General features: G+C 47.6%; 15 protein-coding genes and 1 riboswitch. Of the genes, 10 read left to right on the top strand and 5 right to left on the bottom strand.

The window, feature by feature from the left end:
• The 4 genes from slmA to ICN12_RS01025 are packed head-to-tail and all read left to right on the top strand — an operon-like array spanning nucleotide 1 to nucleotide 3,698.
• Nucleotides 1-657: a nucleoid occlusion factor SlmA gene (slmA, locus tag ICN12_RS01040; protein ID WP_216270181.1), complete on the top strand. Its 657-nt coding sequence runs from the start codon at nucleotides 1-3 to the stop codon at nucleotides 655-657.
• Nucleotides 654-1,793 carry a homoserine O-succinyltransferase MetX gene (metX, locus tag ICN12_RS01035; protein WP_216270179.1) on the top strand — a complete coding sequence of 380 codons (1,140 nt, stop codon included), beginning with the start codon at nucleotides 654-656 and terminating at the stop codon, nucleotides 1,791-1,793. The genes slmA and metX overlap by 4 nt, the downstream gene beginning before the upstream one ends.
• On the top strand, nucleotides 1,790-2,371 hold the full coding sequence (gene metW, locus ICN12_RS01030) for a methionine biosynthesis protein MetW (protein WP_216270178.1): 582 nt from the start codon (nucleotides 1,790-1,792) through the stop codon (nucleotides 2,369-2,371). Before metX ends, metW begins: the two co-directional genes overlap by 4 nt.
• Nucleotides 2,364-3,698 (top strand): AmpG family muropeptide MFS transporter, encoded by a 1,335-nt coding sequence (locus tag ICN12_RS01025; protein ID WP_370624911.1) that lies wholly within the window; start codon nucleotides 2,364-2,366, stop codon nucleotides 3,696-3,698. Before metW ends, ICN12_RS01025 begins: the two co-directional genes overlap by 8 nt.
• Here ICN12_RS01025 and ICN12_RS01020 read toward each other — a convergent pair.
• Nucleotides 3,691-4,473 carry an exodeoxyribonuclease III gene (locus tag ICN12_RS01020; RefSeq protein WP_216270175.1) on the bottom strand — a complete coding sequence of 261 codons (783 nt, stop codon included), beginning with the start codon at nucleotides 4,471-4,473 and terminating at the stop codon, nucleotides 3,691-3,693. The genes ICN12_RS01025 and ICN12_RS01020 overlap by 8 nt on opposite strands.
• A gap of 8 nt (nucleotides 4,474-4,481) precedes the next feature.
• Between ICN12_RS01020 and pyrE the strand changes: the two genes are divergently transcribed.
• Nucleotides 4,482-5,150, top strand: coding sequence for an orotate phosphoribosyltransferase (gene pyrE / locus ICN12_RS01015; RefSeq protein ID WP_216270173.1), 669 nt, complete (start codon nucleotides 4,482-4,484; stop codon nucleotides 5,148-5,150).
• Between the two features lie 39 nt (nucleotides 5,151-5,189).
• Here pyrE and dapF read toward each other — a convergent pair whose 3' ends face one another.
• From dapF to ICN12_RS01000, 3 genes are read right to left on the bottom strand one after another with little or no spacing between them, the layout of a single operon-like run.
• Nucleotides 5,190-6,044 carry a diaminopimelate epimerase gene (gene dapF, locus ICN12_RS01010; RefSeq protein WP_216270238.1) on the bottom strand — a complete coding sequence of 285 codons (855 nt, stop codon included), beginning with the start codon at nucleotides 6,042-6,044 and terminating at the stop codon, nucleotides 5,190-5,192.
• Nucleotides 6,045-6,103: 59 nt separating this feature from the next.
• On the bottom strand, nucleotides 6,104-7,003 hold the full coding sequence (locus ICN12_RS01005; RefSeq protein ID WP_216270172.1) for an LpxL/LpxP family acyltransferase: 900 nt from the start codon (nucleotides 7,001-7,003) through the stop codon (nucleotides 6,104-6,106).
• A gap of 25 nt (nucleotides 7,004-7,028) precedes the next feature.
• Entirely contained in the window at nucleotides 7,029-7,889 is an 861-nt protein-coding gene (locus ICN12_RS01000) for a lysophospholipid acyltransferase family protein (RefSeq protein ID WP_216270169.1), read from the bottom strand.
• A gap of 204 nt (nucleotides 7,890-8,093) precedes the next feature.
• Between ICN12_RS01000 and metK the strand changes: the two genes are divergently transcribed.
• The 3 genes from metK (at nucleotide 8,094) to metF (ending at nucleotide 11,845) form a co-directional block, all read left to right on the top strand.
• A complete protein-coding gene (gene metK, locus ICN12_RS00995) occupies nucleotides 8,094-9,260 on the top strand; it encodes a methionine adenosyltransferase (protein WP_216250005.1) in 1,167 nt (388 codons plus the stop codon).
• A gap of 79 nt (nucleotides 9,261-9,339) precedes the next feature.
• A riboswitch (S-adenosyl-L-homocysteine riboswitch) is annotated at nucleotides 9,340-9,451 on the top strand.
• A gap of 61 nt (nucleotides 9,452-9,512) precedes the next feature.
• Entirely contained in the window at nucleotides 9,513-10,958 is a 1,446-nt protein-coding gene (gene ahcY, locus ICN12_RS00990; protein WP_216270168.1) for an adenosylhomocysteinase, read from the top strand.
• A gap of 56 nt (nucleotides 10,959-11,014) precedes the next feature.
• A complete protein-coding gene (metF, locus tag ICN12_RS00985) occupies nucleotides 11,015-11,845 on the top strand; it encodes a methylenetetrahydrofolate reductase [NAD(P)H] (RefSeq protein ID WP_216270166.1) in 831 nt (276 codons plus the stop codon).
• Here metF and ICN12_RS00980 read toward each other — a convergent pair.
• Nucleotides 11,828-12,451 (bottom strand): 5-formyltetrahydrofolate cyclo-ligase, encoded by a 624-nt coding sequence (locus ICN12_RS00980; protein WP_255537628.1) that lies wholly within the window; start codon nucleotides 12,449-12,451, stop codon nucleotides 11,828-11,830. The genes metF and ICN12_RS00980 overlap by 18 nt on opposite strands.
• A 97-nt stretch (nucleotides 12,452-12,548) precedes the next feature.
• On the opposite strand from ICN12_RS00980, the gene ICN12_RS00975 reads away from it, so the two are divergent.
• Both ICN12_RS00975 and ICN12_RS00970 read left to right on the top strand, forming a co-directional pair.
• Nucleotides 12,549-14,465, top strand: coding sequence for a lytic transglycosylase domain-containing protein (locus ICN12_RS00975; protein WP_370624912.1), 1,917 nt, complete (start codon nucleotides 12,549-12,551; stop codon nucleotides 14,463-14,465).
• A gap of 23 nt (nucleotides 14,466-14,488) precedes the next feature.
• Nucleotides 14,489-15,397 (top strand): complex I NDUFA9 subunit family protein, encoded by a 909-nt coding sequence (locus ICN12_RS00970; protein ID WP_216270162.1) that lies wholly within the window; start codon nucleotides 14,489-14,491, stop codon nucleotides 15,395-15,397.
• The last annotated feature ends 4 nt before the right edge of the window (nucleotides 15,398-15,401 follow it).

Here is a 15,401-nt window from a genome sequence, read left to right as displayed (position 1 = left end):
ATGCGCGATTCTTTAGACCCTAATTCATCAGAGATCGAATCTGCTATTGCGGATGAGGGTAAGACGCGCAAGCGCCCACGCCCTGGCGAGCGTCGCCTCCAGATTTTGCAGGTATTGGCAGAGATGTTGCAAAACCCCAAGGGTGAGCGCGTAACGACTGCAGCATTGGCTGCAAAAATCCAGGTTTCAGAAGCAGCGCTCTATCGTCATTTCGCTAGTAAAGCGCAAATGTTTGAGGGGCTAATCTCATTTATCGAGCAAACGGTTTTTGGTCTGATTAATCAGATTAATCAAAAGGAAGAGTCTGGGCTTGCGCAGGCTCGTGGCATTTTGCAGATGCTTCTATTCTTCGCAGAAAAGAATCCCGGTATGACTCGCGTGCTTTTGGGCGACGCTTTATTGCAAGAGGATGATCGCTTACAAGAGCGCATTACTCAAGTGCTTGATCGTGTTGAAGCATCGTTAAAGCAGGCTTTACGTATTGCTCAAACCCAGGGTGGTGCATGGGCAAACGTAAACCAAGAGGAAGTCAGTATTCGGGCGGCAATGTTGATGAGTTATGTCTTGGGCCGTTGGCATCGTTTTGCGCGTAGCGGCTTCAAGAAGCTTCCAACTGAAGCCTCTGATATCAGCCTTCGCATTCTTCTATCAGAATGAGCGAGCTACACCTCTCTAGAAACACTATCCACTTTGCCGAGCCTTTGCCTTTGCAGAGTGGCGCCATCTTATCTGGCTACGATTTAGTGATTGAAACTTACGGCAAGCTCAATGCCGATAAAAGTAATGCTGTGTTGGTGTGTCATGCCCTAAATGCGTCGCACCATGTAGCTGGCGCCAATCCCGATGACGCTAGCGATATTGGTTGGTGGGACAACATGATTGGACCAGGCAAGCCGGTAGATACAGATCACTTCTTCGTTGTTGGCGTCAATAATTTGGGCTCTTGTTTTGGATCTACTGGGCCAAAGAGCATTAATCCGGCTAGCGGCAAGCAGTACGGCGCAGATTTTCCTGTCATTACCGTTGAGGATTGGGTAAATACCCAGGCGCGCTTAGCGGACAAGTTAGGCATTCGCCGTTTTGCTGCAGTAATGGGTGGAAGCTTGGGTGGCATGCAAGCATTAGCTTGGGCAATCCAGTTTCCAAAACGCTTGGTCCATTGCTTGGTGATAGCCTCCACTCCCAAACTCAGTGCTCAGAATATTGCCTTTAATGAAGTGGCACGCAATGCTATTTTGTCTGACCCTGATTTTCATGGGGGCAATTACTACGAGCATGGTGTGGTGCCGAAGCGTGGTCTAAAGCTGGCTCGCATGGTTGGGCATATCACCTATTTATCTGACGATGACATGGCAGAAAAGTTTGGGCGCGAGCTACAAAGACCGCATGGCGAATCTCAAGACTATCGCTTTAGCTTTGATGTCGAATTTGAGGTTGAAAGTTATTTGCGCCATCAGGGCGATAAGTTTTCTACCTACTTTGATGCCAACACCTATTTGTTGATTACTAGAGCACTAGATTATTTTGATCCTTCTCGTCGTTATGAAGGCAGCTTGAATCGCGCCCTGGCTGAAGTGCAGGCCAAGTTCTTGGTGGTGAGTTTTTCTACCGATTGGCGTTTCCCGCCAAATCGTAGTCGTGAGATTGTGGAATCTTTACTTAGTAATAAGAGTGAAGTCAGTTATGCAGAAATTGATGCACCACACGGCCACGACGCTTTCTTGTTAGATGATCCGCGCTATCACAATCTGATTCGTGCTTATTTCGAACAAATGCTAGAGGCCAAATCATGATGCGTGCAGACTTTGCCGCAATAGCGAACTGGATTGCACCGAATAGTGAAGTGCTCGACCTCGGTTGCGGTGATGGCAGCTTCTTAGAGTATTTGCAAAGACAAAAACCAGTACATGCCTATGGTGTTGAGATTGATGATGCTCGTGTACTCTCTTGCGTGCAAAAAGGCCTGAATGTCATTCAACAGAACTTAGAGGGCGGTTTAGCATTGTTTGAGAACAATAGCTTTGATATGGTAGTACTCTCGCAAACACTTCAAACCATTCATGAAACTGAAAAAATCTTGCGTGAAGTGGTGCGGGTTGGCAAGGAGTCGATTGTTTCTTTCCCAAACTTTGGCCATTGGTCTCATCGTCTAGCCGTTGGCTTTGGCCGCATGCCCGTTTCTAAGAGCTTGCCATACCAGTGGTACAACACACCTAACGTGCGCGTGCTCACAGTGGCGGATTTTGAAAAGTTAGCCTCTAGCTTGGGTTTACAGATTCTGGATCAATGCATCTTGCATGAAGGTCGACAAGTCACTTTGATGCCCAATCTTTTTGGAAGCTTAGCGCTGTTCCGCGTCCGACGTGCTTAGTAAGCTCCAGTCCTGGCTAAATGATTTTCGGGTTTATCTCGAATGGCCTTGTCTCCGAATGCTCTTCTTGGGTTTCTCTGCAGGTCTGCCGCTACTTCTCATTTTGGGAACACTGAGCTTTTGGCTAAGAGAGGCGGGCATTGATCGCAGTACTATTGGTTATCTCACTTGGGTTGGCTTGATCTACGCGTTTAAGTGGATGTGGGCTCCTTTAGTGGATCGCTTACCCATTCCCTTATTGTCAACATTATTTGGCAGAAGGCGCAGCTGGCTACTTTTTGCACAGTTGCTGATTGTTCTTGGTCTAGTGGGCATGGCCAGCATTGATCCTCAGGCTCAGCTCACACCGATTGTGTGGTGTGCACTCCTAGTCGCTTTTGGTTCTGCAACACAGGACATTGCTTTGGATGCTTTCCGAATTGAGTCAGCAGATAGCGATCATCAAGCAGCATTGGCAGCAACCTATCAAACGGGTTATCGCCTCGCATTGATCTGGTCTGGTGCTGGTGTTCTATGGTTGGCGGCTCGTGCTGAAGCTAGCACTAATACCTATGATGCAAGTGCTTGGCAATTTGCCTATCTCTGTATGGCGCTATCAATTAGTGTTGGCGTGATCACTACTTTATTTAGTAAAGAGCCAGTGCGTGTTGAACTCGCAAAAGCCCGCAATGCTAAAGCATGGCTACACCAAACTTTGATTGAGCCGTTTGCAGACTTTATTAAGCGCTATGGTTGGCACGCTATTTTGATTTTGTCCTTAATTGCCATCTATCGCATTAGCGATGTAGTGATGGGTATTATGGCCAATCCTTTTTATGTGGATATGGGTTACACCAAAGATGAGGTTGCGGCAGTGAGCAAGGTCTTTGGTGTGGTGATGACATTGGTTGGCGCTTTCGTTGGTGGCGTACTCACATTGCGCTTCGGGGTGATGCGCATTTTGTTCTTGGGCGCGATTTTATCGGCCGTGAGCAATGTGTTATTTGCTTGGCTTGCCACTCAGGGTCATGACTTGAATGGCTTGATCTGGGTAATTTCTGCTGACAATTTGAGTTCCGGAATTGCTTCAGCTGCTTTTATTGCATTCTTATCGGCGCTGACAAATATTCAGTACTCCGCAACGCAGTACGCATTATTTAGTTCGATGATGCTCTTATTGCCAAAGTGGCTGGCTGGATTTTCAGGCGTCTTTGTAAATAACTTTGGGTACTCAAACTTTTTTATTAGTACCGCAATTATTGGTGCACCGGTATTAATTCTGATTTGGCTCACTATTCACTTCAAGGTGGTCGAGTTTAAAAAGCACGACGCACAAGTCGTTAAATAGACCAGTCGTAATCCACGGTGAGTGGTGCATGATCTGAGAAGCGCTCATCTTTATATACAGCCGTACTTTTAGCGCTTGCCGCAATTCCTGGAGTGGTGAGGTGGTAGTCGATGCGCCAGCCCACATTCTTTGCATACGCTTGACCGCGATTACTCCACCAGGTGTAACAGGCATCAGTGGCCTCGGGCTCTAGCTTTCTATAGACGTCTACGTAACCGCCTTTGCCAAATAGGTTTGTCAGCCAAGCACGCTCTTCCGGTAAAAATCCCGAGTTCTTGAGGTTGCCTTTCCAGTTCTTGAGGTCAATCTCCTGATGGGCAATATTGACGTCTCCACACAGCACAATCTCGCGCCCTGACTTTTTGAGTTCAACTAAGTGTGGCAAGAAAGAGTCTAGATAACGATATTTAGCCTCTTGTCTTTCTGGCGAGCTAGAGCCTGATGGCATATACACCGAGATGACGGATAGCTTTTTGAAGCGGGCTTCTACGTAGCGACCTTCAGCATCAAACTCCGCATTCCCGTAGCCATAGAGCACCTCGTCAGGTTTATGTGGGGTGTAGATGCCGCAACCGCTATAGCCCTTTTTCTCGGCATGATGAAAGAAGCCATGCAGGCCATCTGGATTGAGGATGGCATCCTCGAGATCATCCTGCTGAGCCTTTAATTCCTGCATGCAAACGAAATCCGCTTTTTGCTTGGCCACCCATGGCAGAAAGCCTTTTTTGACCGCAGAGCGGATACCGTTGAGGTTGGCAGAAATGATGCGTAACATATAGACCTATGAGCTCAAAAAATTCTAATCAAGATAACTTTATCCAGTTTGCCTTAGAGGCAAATGTTTTGTCGTTTGGGGAGTTTAAAACCAAAGCGGGACGCCTTTCTCCTTATTTCTTTAATGCGGGCGGGTTTAATGATGGCGCCCGTTTAAGCGCCTTGGGCCGTTACTACGCCAAGGCCTTGCAAGAGTCTGGCCTCGAATACGACATGCTTTATGGGCCAGCATATAAAGGCATTACTTTGGCCGCTGCTACTGTAATCGCTTTGGCTGATGCTGGCCGCAATGTGCCTTATGCCTACAACCGTAAAGAAGTCAAGGATCGCGGTGAAGGGGGCTCTTTAGTGGGCGCTCCAGTCAAAGGCAGGGTGGTCATTATTGATGATGTGATTTCTGCTGGAACTTCCGTTAGAGAGTCTGTTCAATTGATTCGGGATGCAGGTGCAGAGCCAGCGGCAGTATTAATTGCCTTGGATCGTATGGAGAAGTCAGGGACTGCTACGGAGATTGGCGAGAAGTCGGCCGTGCAAGCTGTAGAGGAAGAGTTTGGCTTGCCAGTTGTGGCCATTGCGAACTTGGCAGACTTGATGGCTTTCTTAACCGCCTCAAGCAATACCGAGTTAACGAATTATTTGCCCGCTGTAAAAGCTTATCGCGAGAAGTACGGCATTTAATCTAAAGAGCGATTACAGGGACTGCAACAGTTTCACCCTTTAGATTGTTGTCTCGCCTTCGAATACAGTAATCGCCGGTCCAGTCATGATGACGGGCTGAGCAACTTCATTGATCACGCCGCCCCAAGCAATTTGTAAATCACCGCCGCGAGTATGTACTGTGACCGGTGAGTCAAGTGAGCCACGACGAATGCCTGAGACCACTGCAGCGCATGCACCGGTACCACAAGCGAGAGTCTCGCCAGCACCGCGCTCATAAACGCGCAACTTAATTTCATTGCGATTGAGAATCTGCATATAGCCGGCATTGACCCTCTTGGGGAATGCCGCATCCCTTTCGATGGATGGACCTTCTTCTAATACAGGCGCGCTTTCCACATCACCCACTACTTGTACGGCATGTGGATTGCCCATCGATACGACCCCAATCCAACTGTCGTGAGTCGCTGGCGTTTCGATAGGAAGGGCATAAAGCATTTCATGAAACTCTTGCTTGCTAGCTAGGCCACTCGCATTAAATGGAATTTGGCCGTGCTCAAAAATCGGTGCACCCATATTCACTTCCACCTGGCCATCATCATGAGAGCTTAGTGTGAGTACGGTATGTGCCACTTCAACGCGTAAAGGATTTTTTGTTGATAGACCCTGATCGAGTACAAAGCGTACGAAGCACCTTGAGCCATTGCCACACTGTTCAACTTCACCGCCGTCAGCATTGAAAATCCGATAACGAAAATCGGCATCTGGGCGCGTTGCTTTTTCCACCAGGAGAATTTGATCGGCGCCGATACCAAATTGGCGATGGGCTAGTTTTTGCCATTGTTCGCGAGTGATGTCGCTGAGGTCTTGATCAATACCATTGAGCACAATGAAATCATTGCCAGCACCATGCATTTTGGTGAAGCGTAGTTTGCGTGTGGGCTTGCTTAAATTCGTACTCAAAAGAATTCCAATTAGTTGTAAAGACTGGGCTCGCCAGGCGGCCGATGTTTAAAGCGTTTATGTACCCAATAGTACTCTGCCGGTCTTTTGCGAACAAGGTCTTCAATGTATTTGTTCAGACGTGCAGTATCTGCCTCAACATCATCCGTTGGAAAATTGGGAAGTGGCTCGCTGATGTTGCAGGTGTAGGCCTTGCGGTCAGGATTCAAAGTGGTGGTCATGAGGCAGACTTCTGCACCGCTAAGTCTTGCCAAGCGGGAGACCGAAGTAATCGTGTTGGTCTGAATGCCAAAGAAGGGTACAAAAACAGAGTCACGCGGCCCAAGGTCAATATCGGGGGCAATAAAGATAAAGTTGCCTGTCTGGATCTCCCGAATCAAGTCGCGCAAACGACTTTGTCTTTCAATGGATTTTCCACCAAAGCGATTTCTCCATTCAATCATCTTTTGATTAAAGAAAGGATTCTTCATGTTTTGGTAGAGGCCCGCGCCGCGTGGCCAATCATGCTGACTGGCTAAAGCGGAGAGTGCCATGAAGCCACCCTCGAGTCCTACAAAGTGAGGGTTGATTAAAAGGCGAGGTTTGCAATCACCCAAGGTAATTGAGGAGTTAATGGTCACGATGTCAGTAATCTGTTTGCCACTACCAAGCCAAATCCGACTTCTCTCAATCACGCTGCGCCCAAATAATTTCCAGTGTTCTAGTGCCAGCGCATCAATTTGTTTGTCACTCAAATCGGGGAAGCATAAGCGTAAGTTGGTTTTGACAACCTTGGCACGCTCGTTGGGAATATGGGCGGCTAGCCAGCCTAGGCCATAGCCGAAATGGAGGGTGAGGGTATAAGGCAGAAAGGCAAATAGGCGCAGCAGATTGAGCGCCAGAAAATTAAAAACGTTTTGTAGCCAGGTCATGTCTAACAAATTATAAATTTATTAACTAATTGCTTGGGGGTAACTCTGCTCCAGTGGGATGTTTGTAACGGTTGTAGGCCCAGATGAATTGGTTGGGCGCTACCAAGATCGCATTTTCAATGGCGACGTTGAGCTCGGCAGCTGCGAGTGCGGAATCTTCAGAAAGCGGCGGCAATCTCTTGGCTTGCATGAGCCAGCCTTTACCAAGCCCTTTGCGCTTGGCGGTAAACATCACGACGGGCGTGTTGTTCCGATTTGCTAGACGTGCGGGTAGCGGGGTTGTGTAGGCAGGGCGCCCAAAGAAGGGCACCCACACTCCCTCGCCACCACTAGGCACTTGATCGGGAAGAATGCCGATAGCTTCACCACGAGTTAGGGCTCGCGTCATTTGACGAACACCATGCAGATTGGTGGGTACGAAATGCATATTGGGATAAGCGCGACCCTCTTCAACTACCTCGTTGAGCCATTCTTGGCGGGATGGGCGATAGAGGATGGTAGCCGGGAAGTGCTGGGCTAGTACGCGGGGAATAATCTCAAAGCCACCTAAGTGGGGTGTGAGCATCACAAGGCCATGACCTTCGTTAATTGCATCCTCAACTAGATCCCAGTCTTGAACCTCCACTAGTTTGAGGGCTTTTTTTGGATTTCTCCAAATCCACAGACTGTCTGAAAGGAGTTGTCCTGAGGCTGCTGCTGCACTCCAGATTTGCAGAGGCAAATGATGGTTGTTAACTACTGCCTCGTATTGAGGGCGGAAGAGTGAGCGATATTGTTTGGAGCCAACATAAGCCAATACCCCTAAAGCAGCCCCAATTACCTGAACTAGGAATAAGGGCAATACCGCAATTGCTGCGAGGGTTAGCTTGAGAAAGAGTTTAGGCACCCTCTAATGATATTCAATACGGGCAGTAGGGCCAAATTTCCTGTGCAGCTTGATGAATAAGGCGTTTTTAGGATAGAATTGCACCATCGCTGAGTTAAGGCAACTTGCAGGGCGATTCATAAATTCTGCTAAAGCGTCGCCGTTGTAGTTCCTGGCACGTCGAGTTGTCCCATAGATCGTGTTAATTTTTTAAAGGAATATGCAATGGCAAACGATTACTTCTTTACCTCAGAATCCGTTTCTGAAGGTCACCCCGATAAAGTAGCAGACCAAATCTCTGATGCCATCCTGGATTCAATCCTGGCTCAGGATCCAACAGCACGTGTTGCTGCTGAAACTTTGTGTAATACCGGCTTAGTTGTTCTGGCTGGTGAGATCACTACAAACGCGAACGTGGATTACATCCAAGTTGCCCGTAATACTTTGCGTGAAATTGGTTACGACAACACTGATTACGGCATTGATTACAAAGGCTGTGCGGTATTGGTGGCCTATGACAAGCAAAGCCCTGATATCGCTCAGGGCGTAGACAAGGCACATGACGACGGTTTAGACCAGGGCGCTGGAGACCAAGGTTTGATGTTTGGTTATGCCTGTGATGAAACTACCGAGCTCATGCCTTTGCCAATCCATTTGTCACACCGCTTGGTAGAGCGTCAATCTCAATTGCGCCGTGACGGCCGTTTGAACTGGTTGCGCCCAGACGCGAAGTCCCAGGTGACATTGCGTTATGTGGATGGCAAACCCGATTCTATTGATACTGTTGTGCTCTCTACGCAGCATGATGAAGAAATCTCTCTCGAGAAATTGCGTGAGGCCGTTATCGAAGAAATCATCAAGCCAGTGTTGCCTAAGCATTTGATTAAAGGTGCGATTAACTTCTTGGTAAACCCAACAGGTCGATTTGTTATCGGCGGCCCGCAAGGCGATTGTGGTCTGACAGGTCGTAAGATCATTGTGGATACCTACGGAGGTGCAGCCCCTCATGGTGGTGGCGCGTTCTCGGGTAAAGATCCTTCTAAAGTTGACCGCTCTGCTGCCTACGCTGGACGTTATGTAGCAAAGAACATAGTTGCTGCTGGTTTAGCAAGTAAGTGCTTGATTCAGATCTCTTATGCGATTGGTGTTGCTAAGCCGACCTCAGTCATGGTGAGCACCTTCGGTACTGGCAAGATCTCTGATGAAAAGATTGCTCAACTGGTATCAGAGCATTTTGATTTGCGTCCAAAAGGCATCGTCAAGATGTTGAACCTCTTGCGTCCGATTTATCGCAAGACCGCTGCCTATGGCCACTTTGGTCGTGAAGAACCAGAATTTACTTGGGAGCAGTGCGATAAGGCGCCTGCATTACGTGCAGCTGCTGGCTTGTAATCTGCTTTCTAGGTAGTAAATTTGCAGTATGTAGTGGTATTGAGGCGAAATATGGCGAAATTGATTACAATTTCGCCATACCTTCAAGGAGCGTTGCAAGGAATGCTGAGAACCAGCGTTTCCCCAGGCTTGAAGGGAGTGAACTCCTAGGTAACCCCAGAGTTTGCTAATTGCAACTGCGCTCGCTAACCCATGATTCAATGGCTAGCGAGTTTCTACTCCAGCATTGGATCGTATTTAGCTGGAGCATTCATGAGTACCGTTTCCGATTTAAACAACTTTGTAGCAACCCGTTGCGCTATTGCCGATATTTCTTTGGCTGACTTTGGCCGAAAAGAAATTGCCATTGCAGAAACTGAAATGCCTGGCCTTATCGCCATTCGTGATGAGTTCGCATCACAACAGCCACTGCGCGGCGCACGTATTACTGGTTCATTGCACATGACCATTCAAACTGCAGTATTGATTGAGACTTTAGAAGCTCTCGGTGCTGAAGTGCAGTGGGCATCTTGCAATATTTTCTCGACTCAAGATCACGCCGCTGCAGCGATTGCCGCTAACGGCACGCCGGTATTTGCGATCAAGGGTGAAACTCTTGAGCAGTACTGGGATTACACCCACCGCATTTTTGAGTGGGCGGATGGCGGCTTCACCAACATGATTTTGGATGACGGTGGCGATGCTACTTTGTTATTGCACCTCGGTGCACGCGCTGAAAAAGATCAAGCCTGCTTGAATCACCCAACTAGCGAAGAAGAAACTATTTTATTTGCTGCGATCAAAAATAAATTGGCGCAAGACCCAACTTGGTACTCCACACGCCTAGAAAAAGTCAAAGGCGTTACTGAAGAAACCACTACTGGCGTTCATCGTCTGTATCAGATGTTTGCTAAGGGTGATTTGAAGTTCCCGGCCATTAACGTGAACGACTCTGTTACTAAGAGCAAGTTCGATAACCTCTATGGTTGCCGCGAGTCTTTGGTTGATGCGATCAAGCGCGCTACCGATGTGATGGTTGCGGGTAAGGTTGCTGTTGTTTGCGGTTACGGCGACGTGGGTAAAGGTTCAGCACAAGCCTTGCGTGCTTTATCTGCTCAAGTTTGGGTGACTGAGGTAGATCCAATCTGCGCATTACAAGCGGCGATGGAAGGCTACCGTGTTGTCACAATGGATTACGCTGCCGATAAAGCGGACATCTTTGTTTCTGCAACCGGTAACTACCATGTGATTACACATGACCACATGATCAAGATGAAGAACCAAGCCATTGTTTGTAACATTGGCCACTTCGATAACGAGATTGATGTTGCTGGTATCGAGAAGTACAAGTGGGAAGAGATCAAGCCACAAGTAGATCATGTGATTTTCCCAGCAGCCAATGGCAATCCTGAGAAGCGCATCATCATCTTGGCCAAAGGTCGTTTGGTTAACCTCGGTTGCGGCACTGGACATCCTTCATACGTAATGAGCTCTTCATTTGCAAACCAAGTAATTGCGCAGATCGAATTGTGGAATGCAGTTGGCACAGATAAATACCCAATCGGTGTTTATACATTGCCTAAGCACTTAGATGAGAAGGTTGCGCGTTTGCAGCTCAAGACACTCAATGCACAGTTGACAGTATTGTCTGATCAGCAAGCTTCGTACATTGGTGTAACGAAGGAAGGCCCTTATAAGGCTGACCACTATCGTTATTAATTTGTATCCTTGCTAGACATTGTTCAATAGAGAAATAGAGATACAGGCCCAAGATCATGGAATTAAGCGTTGAATTCTTCCCTCCAAAAACACCTGAAGGTGAAGCTAAGCTACATCTCGTGCGCGAGCGTTTTAGTGAGACGCTCAAGCCCGCTTTTTATTCTGTGACTTTTGGTGCCGGCGGCTCTACTCAATCTGGCACATTAAAAGTCGTGAGCGATATTCATGCTGCAGGTGCTGCGGTTGCGCCACACTTATCTTGTGTTGGTAGTTCACGTGAAAGCGTGCGCGAGATGTTGAAGCAATACCAAGCATTAGGTGTTAAACGGATTGTGGCTTTACGTGGCGACTTACCATCTGGCATGGGTCAGTATGGTGAGTTCCATCACGCCAATGAATTGGTCGAATTTATTCGCGCTGAAACCGGCGATTGGTTTCATATTGATGTGGCAGCTTATCCAGAAACACATCCACAGGCTAAATCACCTGCTACGGATGTGGATTTCTTTGTGCAAAAGATGAAGGCTGGCGCTAATTCTGCAGTAACCCAATATTTTTATAACAGCGATGCTTACTTTCGCTTTGTGGATGAGGCGTATGACTTGGGTGTTACTCAGCCGGTTATCGCTGGAATCATGCCGATTACCAATAGCACTCAGTTGCTGCGTTTTTCGGACGCTTGTGGTGCGGAGATCCCGCGTTGGATTCGATTGCGTTTGCAGTCTTATGGCGATGACACTGTCTCAATTCGTGCTTTTGGTGAAGAGGTGGTTAGTGATCTTTGCGATCAACTCTTAACTGCTGGCGCCCCAGGATTGCATTTCTATTCACTGAATCAGGCAGATGCCGTTTTAGCGATTGCAGACAATCTAAGTCTTAATAAGTAAGCCTGACTCAGTCAGCATGGCATCTAAAGGCTCATCATGTGTTTGAGCCTGCCATTGAGGGGCATTTAATTTTTGCCAATTAAAGCCAATTCCTACGCATAGTAGGTTTGGCTTGGTTTTGCGTAACTGGGCTAAGGTGCGGTCAAAGTAGCCGCCCCCATATCCCAGTCGCCAATAATGCGTTTTATCACCCACCCTAGATTCTGACCAACCTACGCAGGGAATCAGGATGCAGTCCGGCATGACTTGAGGTCTGCGAGGATTGTTGGGGTCAGGCTCCAGCACGCCATGGCGACTCGGAATCAGCAGGTCACCCTCTTGCCAGGCATAAAAATCCAAATGTTTATCTTGGCGTGCAAATGGTAGGGCGAGTGTTTTGCCTGCCTTGCTGTCAGCCCAGGCCAGTAGAGTGGGCCTTACGTCCAATTCATCTTGTATGGGGCAATACAAGGCAATCGACTGAATGTGGGCATCCCAATCCGCTATAAATCGGACGAGATTAGTCAAAACTGCCGCTTTCTTCAGGGCAAAGCTTGCGCTGGCCACAAACTGTTTTCTTTGGGCTAGCAAGTCCTGCCGAAGCGTTTTTGGAGAATTGCCGTGCATACAGAGCATTATCAGGCGAAAATTAACAGATATAGTAAATCGATAAGGTAAGACGGTGAAAAAGAGGTTTGATGTTTTTATTGATTGGCAAAAAACGGTGGGCGGAATTCTATTTCTGGCCCTGGCAGTTTCTGCGCCTAGCATTTCTGCAGAGAAGACCAAGAAAGCTGTTGTCGCTAAAGAAAGCAGAATCTCAGCCTTTGAAATTACTGAGGGTGATCGTACTTTTATTGAATTGCGTGAGGCTGCCAAAAGAAATGACGTAGCTCGCGCTCAAACCTTAGCTGCTAGCCTCTCTAATTACCCATACGAAGACTACGTAGCCTATTTCCGCATCAAGCCCCAGCTATTTGATAGTGCTGGTGGTGCACGGGCCGAGAGCAATGCAGACTCTCAGGTACAAGCTTTTCTAAATCAGTACCAAGGCACTGCTTTAGCTGATCGGATGCGCAATGATTGGTTGCTCGTTTTGGGTAAGCGAAAAGATTGGTCGCGCTTTGATGTCGAATATCCCAAGTTTGTTTTGGATGACGATACTCAGGTGAAATGTTATTCCTTGCAGTCTAAATTGGCTCAAGGTGAGAATCCAACCAAAGTTGCAATTGATGCACGCGCAATATTATTGGACCCACGTTATTTCGGTCAGGCTTGCCAAGAATTGGTACCTGCTCTAGTTGGTGCTGGAGGAATGACGCTGAGTGAAGCAAAGGCAATCGGCCGCGCTGCCAGTGAGATGGGTTTTGACACTATGTCACGCCGCTTAGGCGGTGAAGACCCCATTGCTGACATTGTGAAAGCAGCAAAAGCAGATCCTGCAAAAGCGTTTAAAGATTTTTCACAAAATGCGTCTCGTTATAGCAAAGAGAATCAGGCAGTAGCTTGGGGTGTGATTGGGCAATTCCTCGCTAAAAAACTAGATCCCAACGCAGATGATGCCTATCGCTTTCAACAAGAACTGGGTTACAACGAACTTCTCTCTACTGAAGGTCAAGAGTGGAAGGTGCGAGCGGGCTTGCGTGCCAAGGATTGGATGCTGGTAAAGAATGCAATTGAGGGTATGAATCCAACAGTACGCAGCAAAGACCCTGCTTGGACTTATTGGTATGCACGCGCATTGAAGGTCGAGGGCCAAAATGAAAAAGCACGCGAGAATCTTGAGCTCGTTGCTGACCAGTACAACTTTTATGGCCAACTTGCGCGGGAAGATCTGGGTAAATCGAATCATGCGCCTGCACGCACTAAAGTCAGCGATGCAGAAATCGAAGCTATGTCTCAGCGTAAAGGCTTTATTAGGGGCGAACGCTTTTATGCCATGAATTTGCGCTTTGAGGGTAATCGAGACTGGAATTGGGAATTGCGCAACATGACTGATAAACAGTTGCTAGCCTCTGCCGAGTACGCTAAGCGTATTGGTCTGTATGACCGGGTTGTGAATACTGCGGATCGCACCAAGCTAGAGCATGACTTTAGCTTGCGCTACCCAACTCCGTATCGTGATGAGCTATCGCCAATTGCTAAGCAAATTGATTTGAACTTGGCTTGGGCTTATGGGCTGATTCGTCAAGAATCGCGCTTCATCATGAATGCCTCTTCTTCGGTGGGCGCGTCTGGTTTGATGCAGGTGATGCCAAATACTGCTAAATATGTGGCCAAGAAAATTGGGATGACCTCCTATACCAATGACAAGCTTGCCGATACCAATACTAATTTAACTTTAGGTAGTAATTATTTGAATATGGTCTTGGTGGATTTAGATGGTTCTTGGGTATTGGCTTCTGCAGCTTATAACGCCGGACCTTCCCGCTCAAAAACTTGGCGTGAAAAATTGACAAGCCCAACAGAGGGCGCGATCTTCGCAGAAACCATTCCGTTTAATGAGACGCGAACCTATGTAAAAAATGTTTTGGCCAATGCAACGTATTATTCATCAGTGATGCATGGACAGACGCAGTCTTTAAAGCAGCGCTTAGGAGTAATCACTCCTAAAGCAGCAAACGCATCTGAGCTACCTTAGCATTTCAACCACACTGGAGTTTTATGAAATATGACATTCTGCTAATCGGCGGTAACGGTTTTGTGGGTCGAGTTTTGGCTGCTCAGTTACAAGCAGGAGGCTATTCTGTTTTATTGCCTACCCGTCATCTAGCTGCTGCGCGTGAATTACGAATGCTGCCTAAGGTGCATTTAGAGGATGCCGATGTGCATGAGTTTGACTCCCTTCAAGAGCTTTGCTCACGAATCAAGCCGAGCGGTGCAGTCATTAACTTAGTGGGCGTATTGCATGATAAGCCTGCAGTGCCTTATGGAAAAGTTTTTCAGGCAGCTCATGTCGAGCCGCCAAAAAATATCATTACAGCCATGCAAATGAATGGCCTCAAGCGCTACTTGCATATGAGTGCATTAGGAGCGGATTCTAATGGCCCATCGATGTATCAGCGTAGCAAGGGTGATGGCGAGGCTGCAGTAAAAGCCAGCAATTTAGATTGGACCATCTTTAGACCCTCAGTCATTTTTGGCGGACAAGATCAATTCATTAACTTGTTCGAAAAACTCACCAAGCTTTTTCCAGCGATGCCTTTGGCAAACTCTGGAGCGCAGTTTCAGCCAGTGAGCGTGGATGATGTAGCCACCGCCTTTACGATGGCTCTGAAGATGCCATCGACTATTCATCAATCTTATGATTTGGTGGGACCCACCGTTTACACCATGAAAGAAATTGTGGAGTTTGCTGCGCGTAAGGTCAACACAAAATGCGCCATCATTCCTGTTCCTGCCTTTGTGGGATATCTACAAGCACTCGCATTTGAATTCTTGCCGGTTCCGACTTTAATGTCGCGCGACAATATTGCCTCAATGCAGTTGCCCAATATTCTGCCGCTCAATAGTGTTGATGCGTTGACTAAAGTATTCGGTATTAGTCGTCGCACGTTAGAAGGTATGCAGTAATCAC

The sequence above is a fragment of the Polynucleobacter sp. AM-25C3 genome, from assembly GCF_018882335.1.
GTDB lineage: Bacteria > Pseudomonadota > Gammaproteobacteria > Burkholderiales > Burkholderiaceae > Polynucleobacter.
Note: the sequence above shows the minus strand (reverse complement) of the source record. Positions and strands in the feature narration are given on the sequence as shown.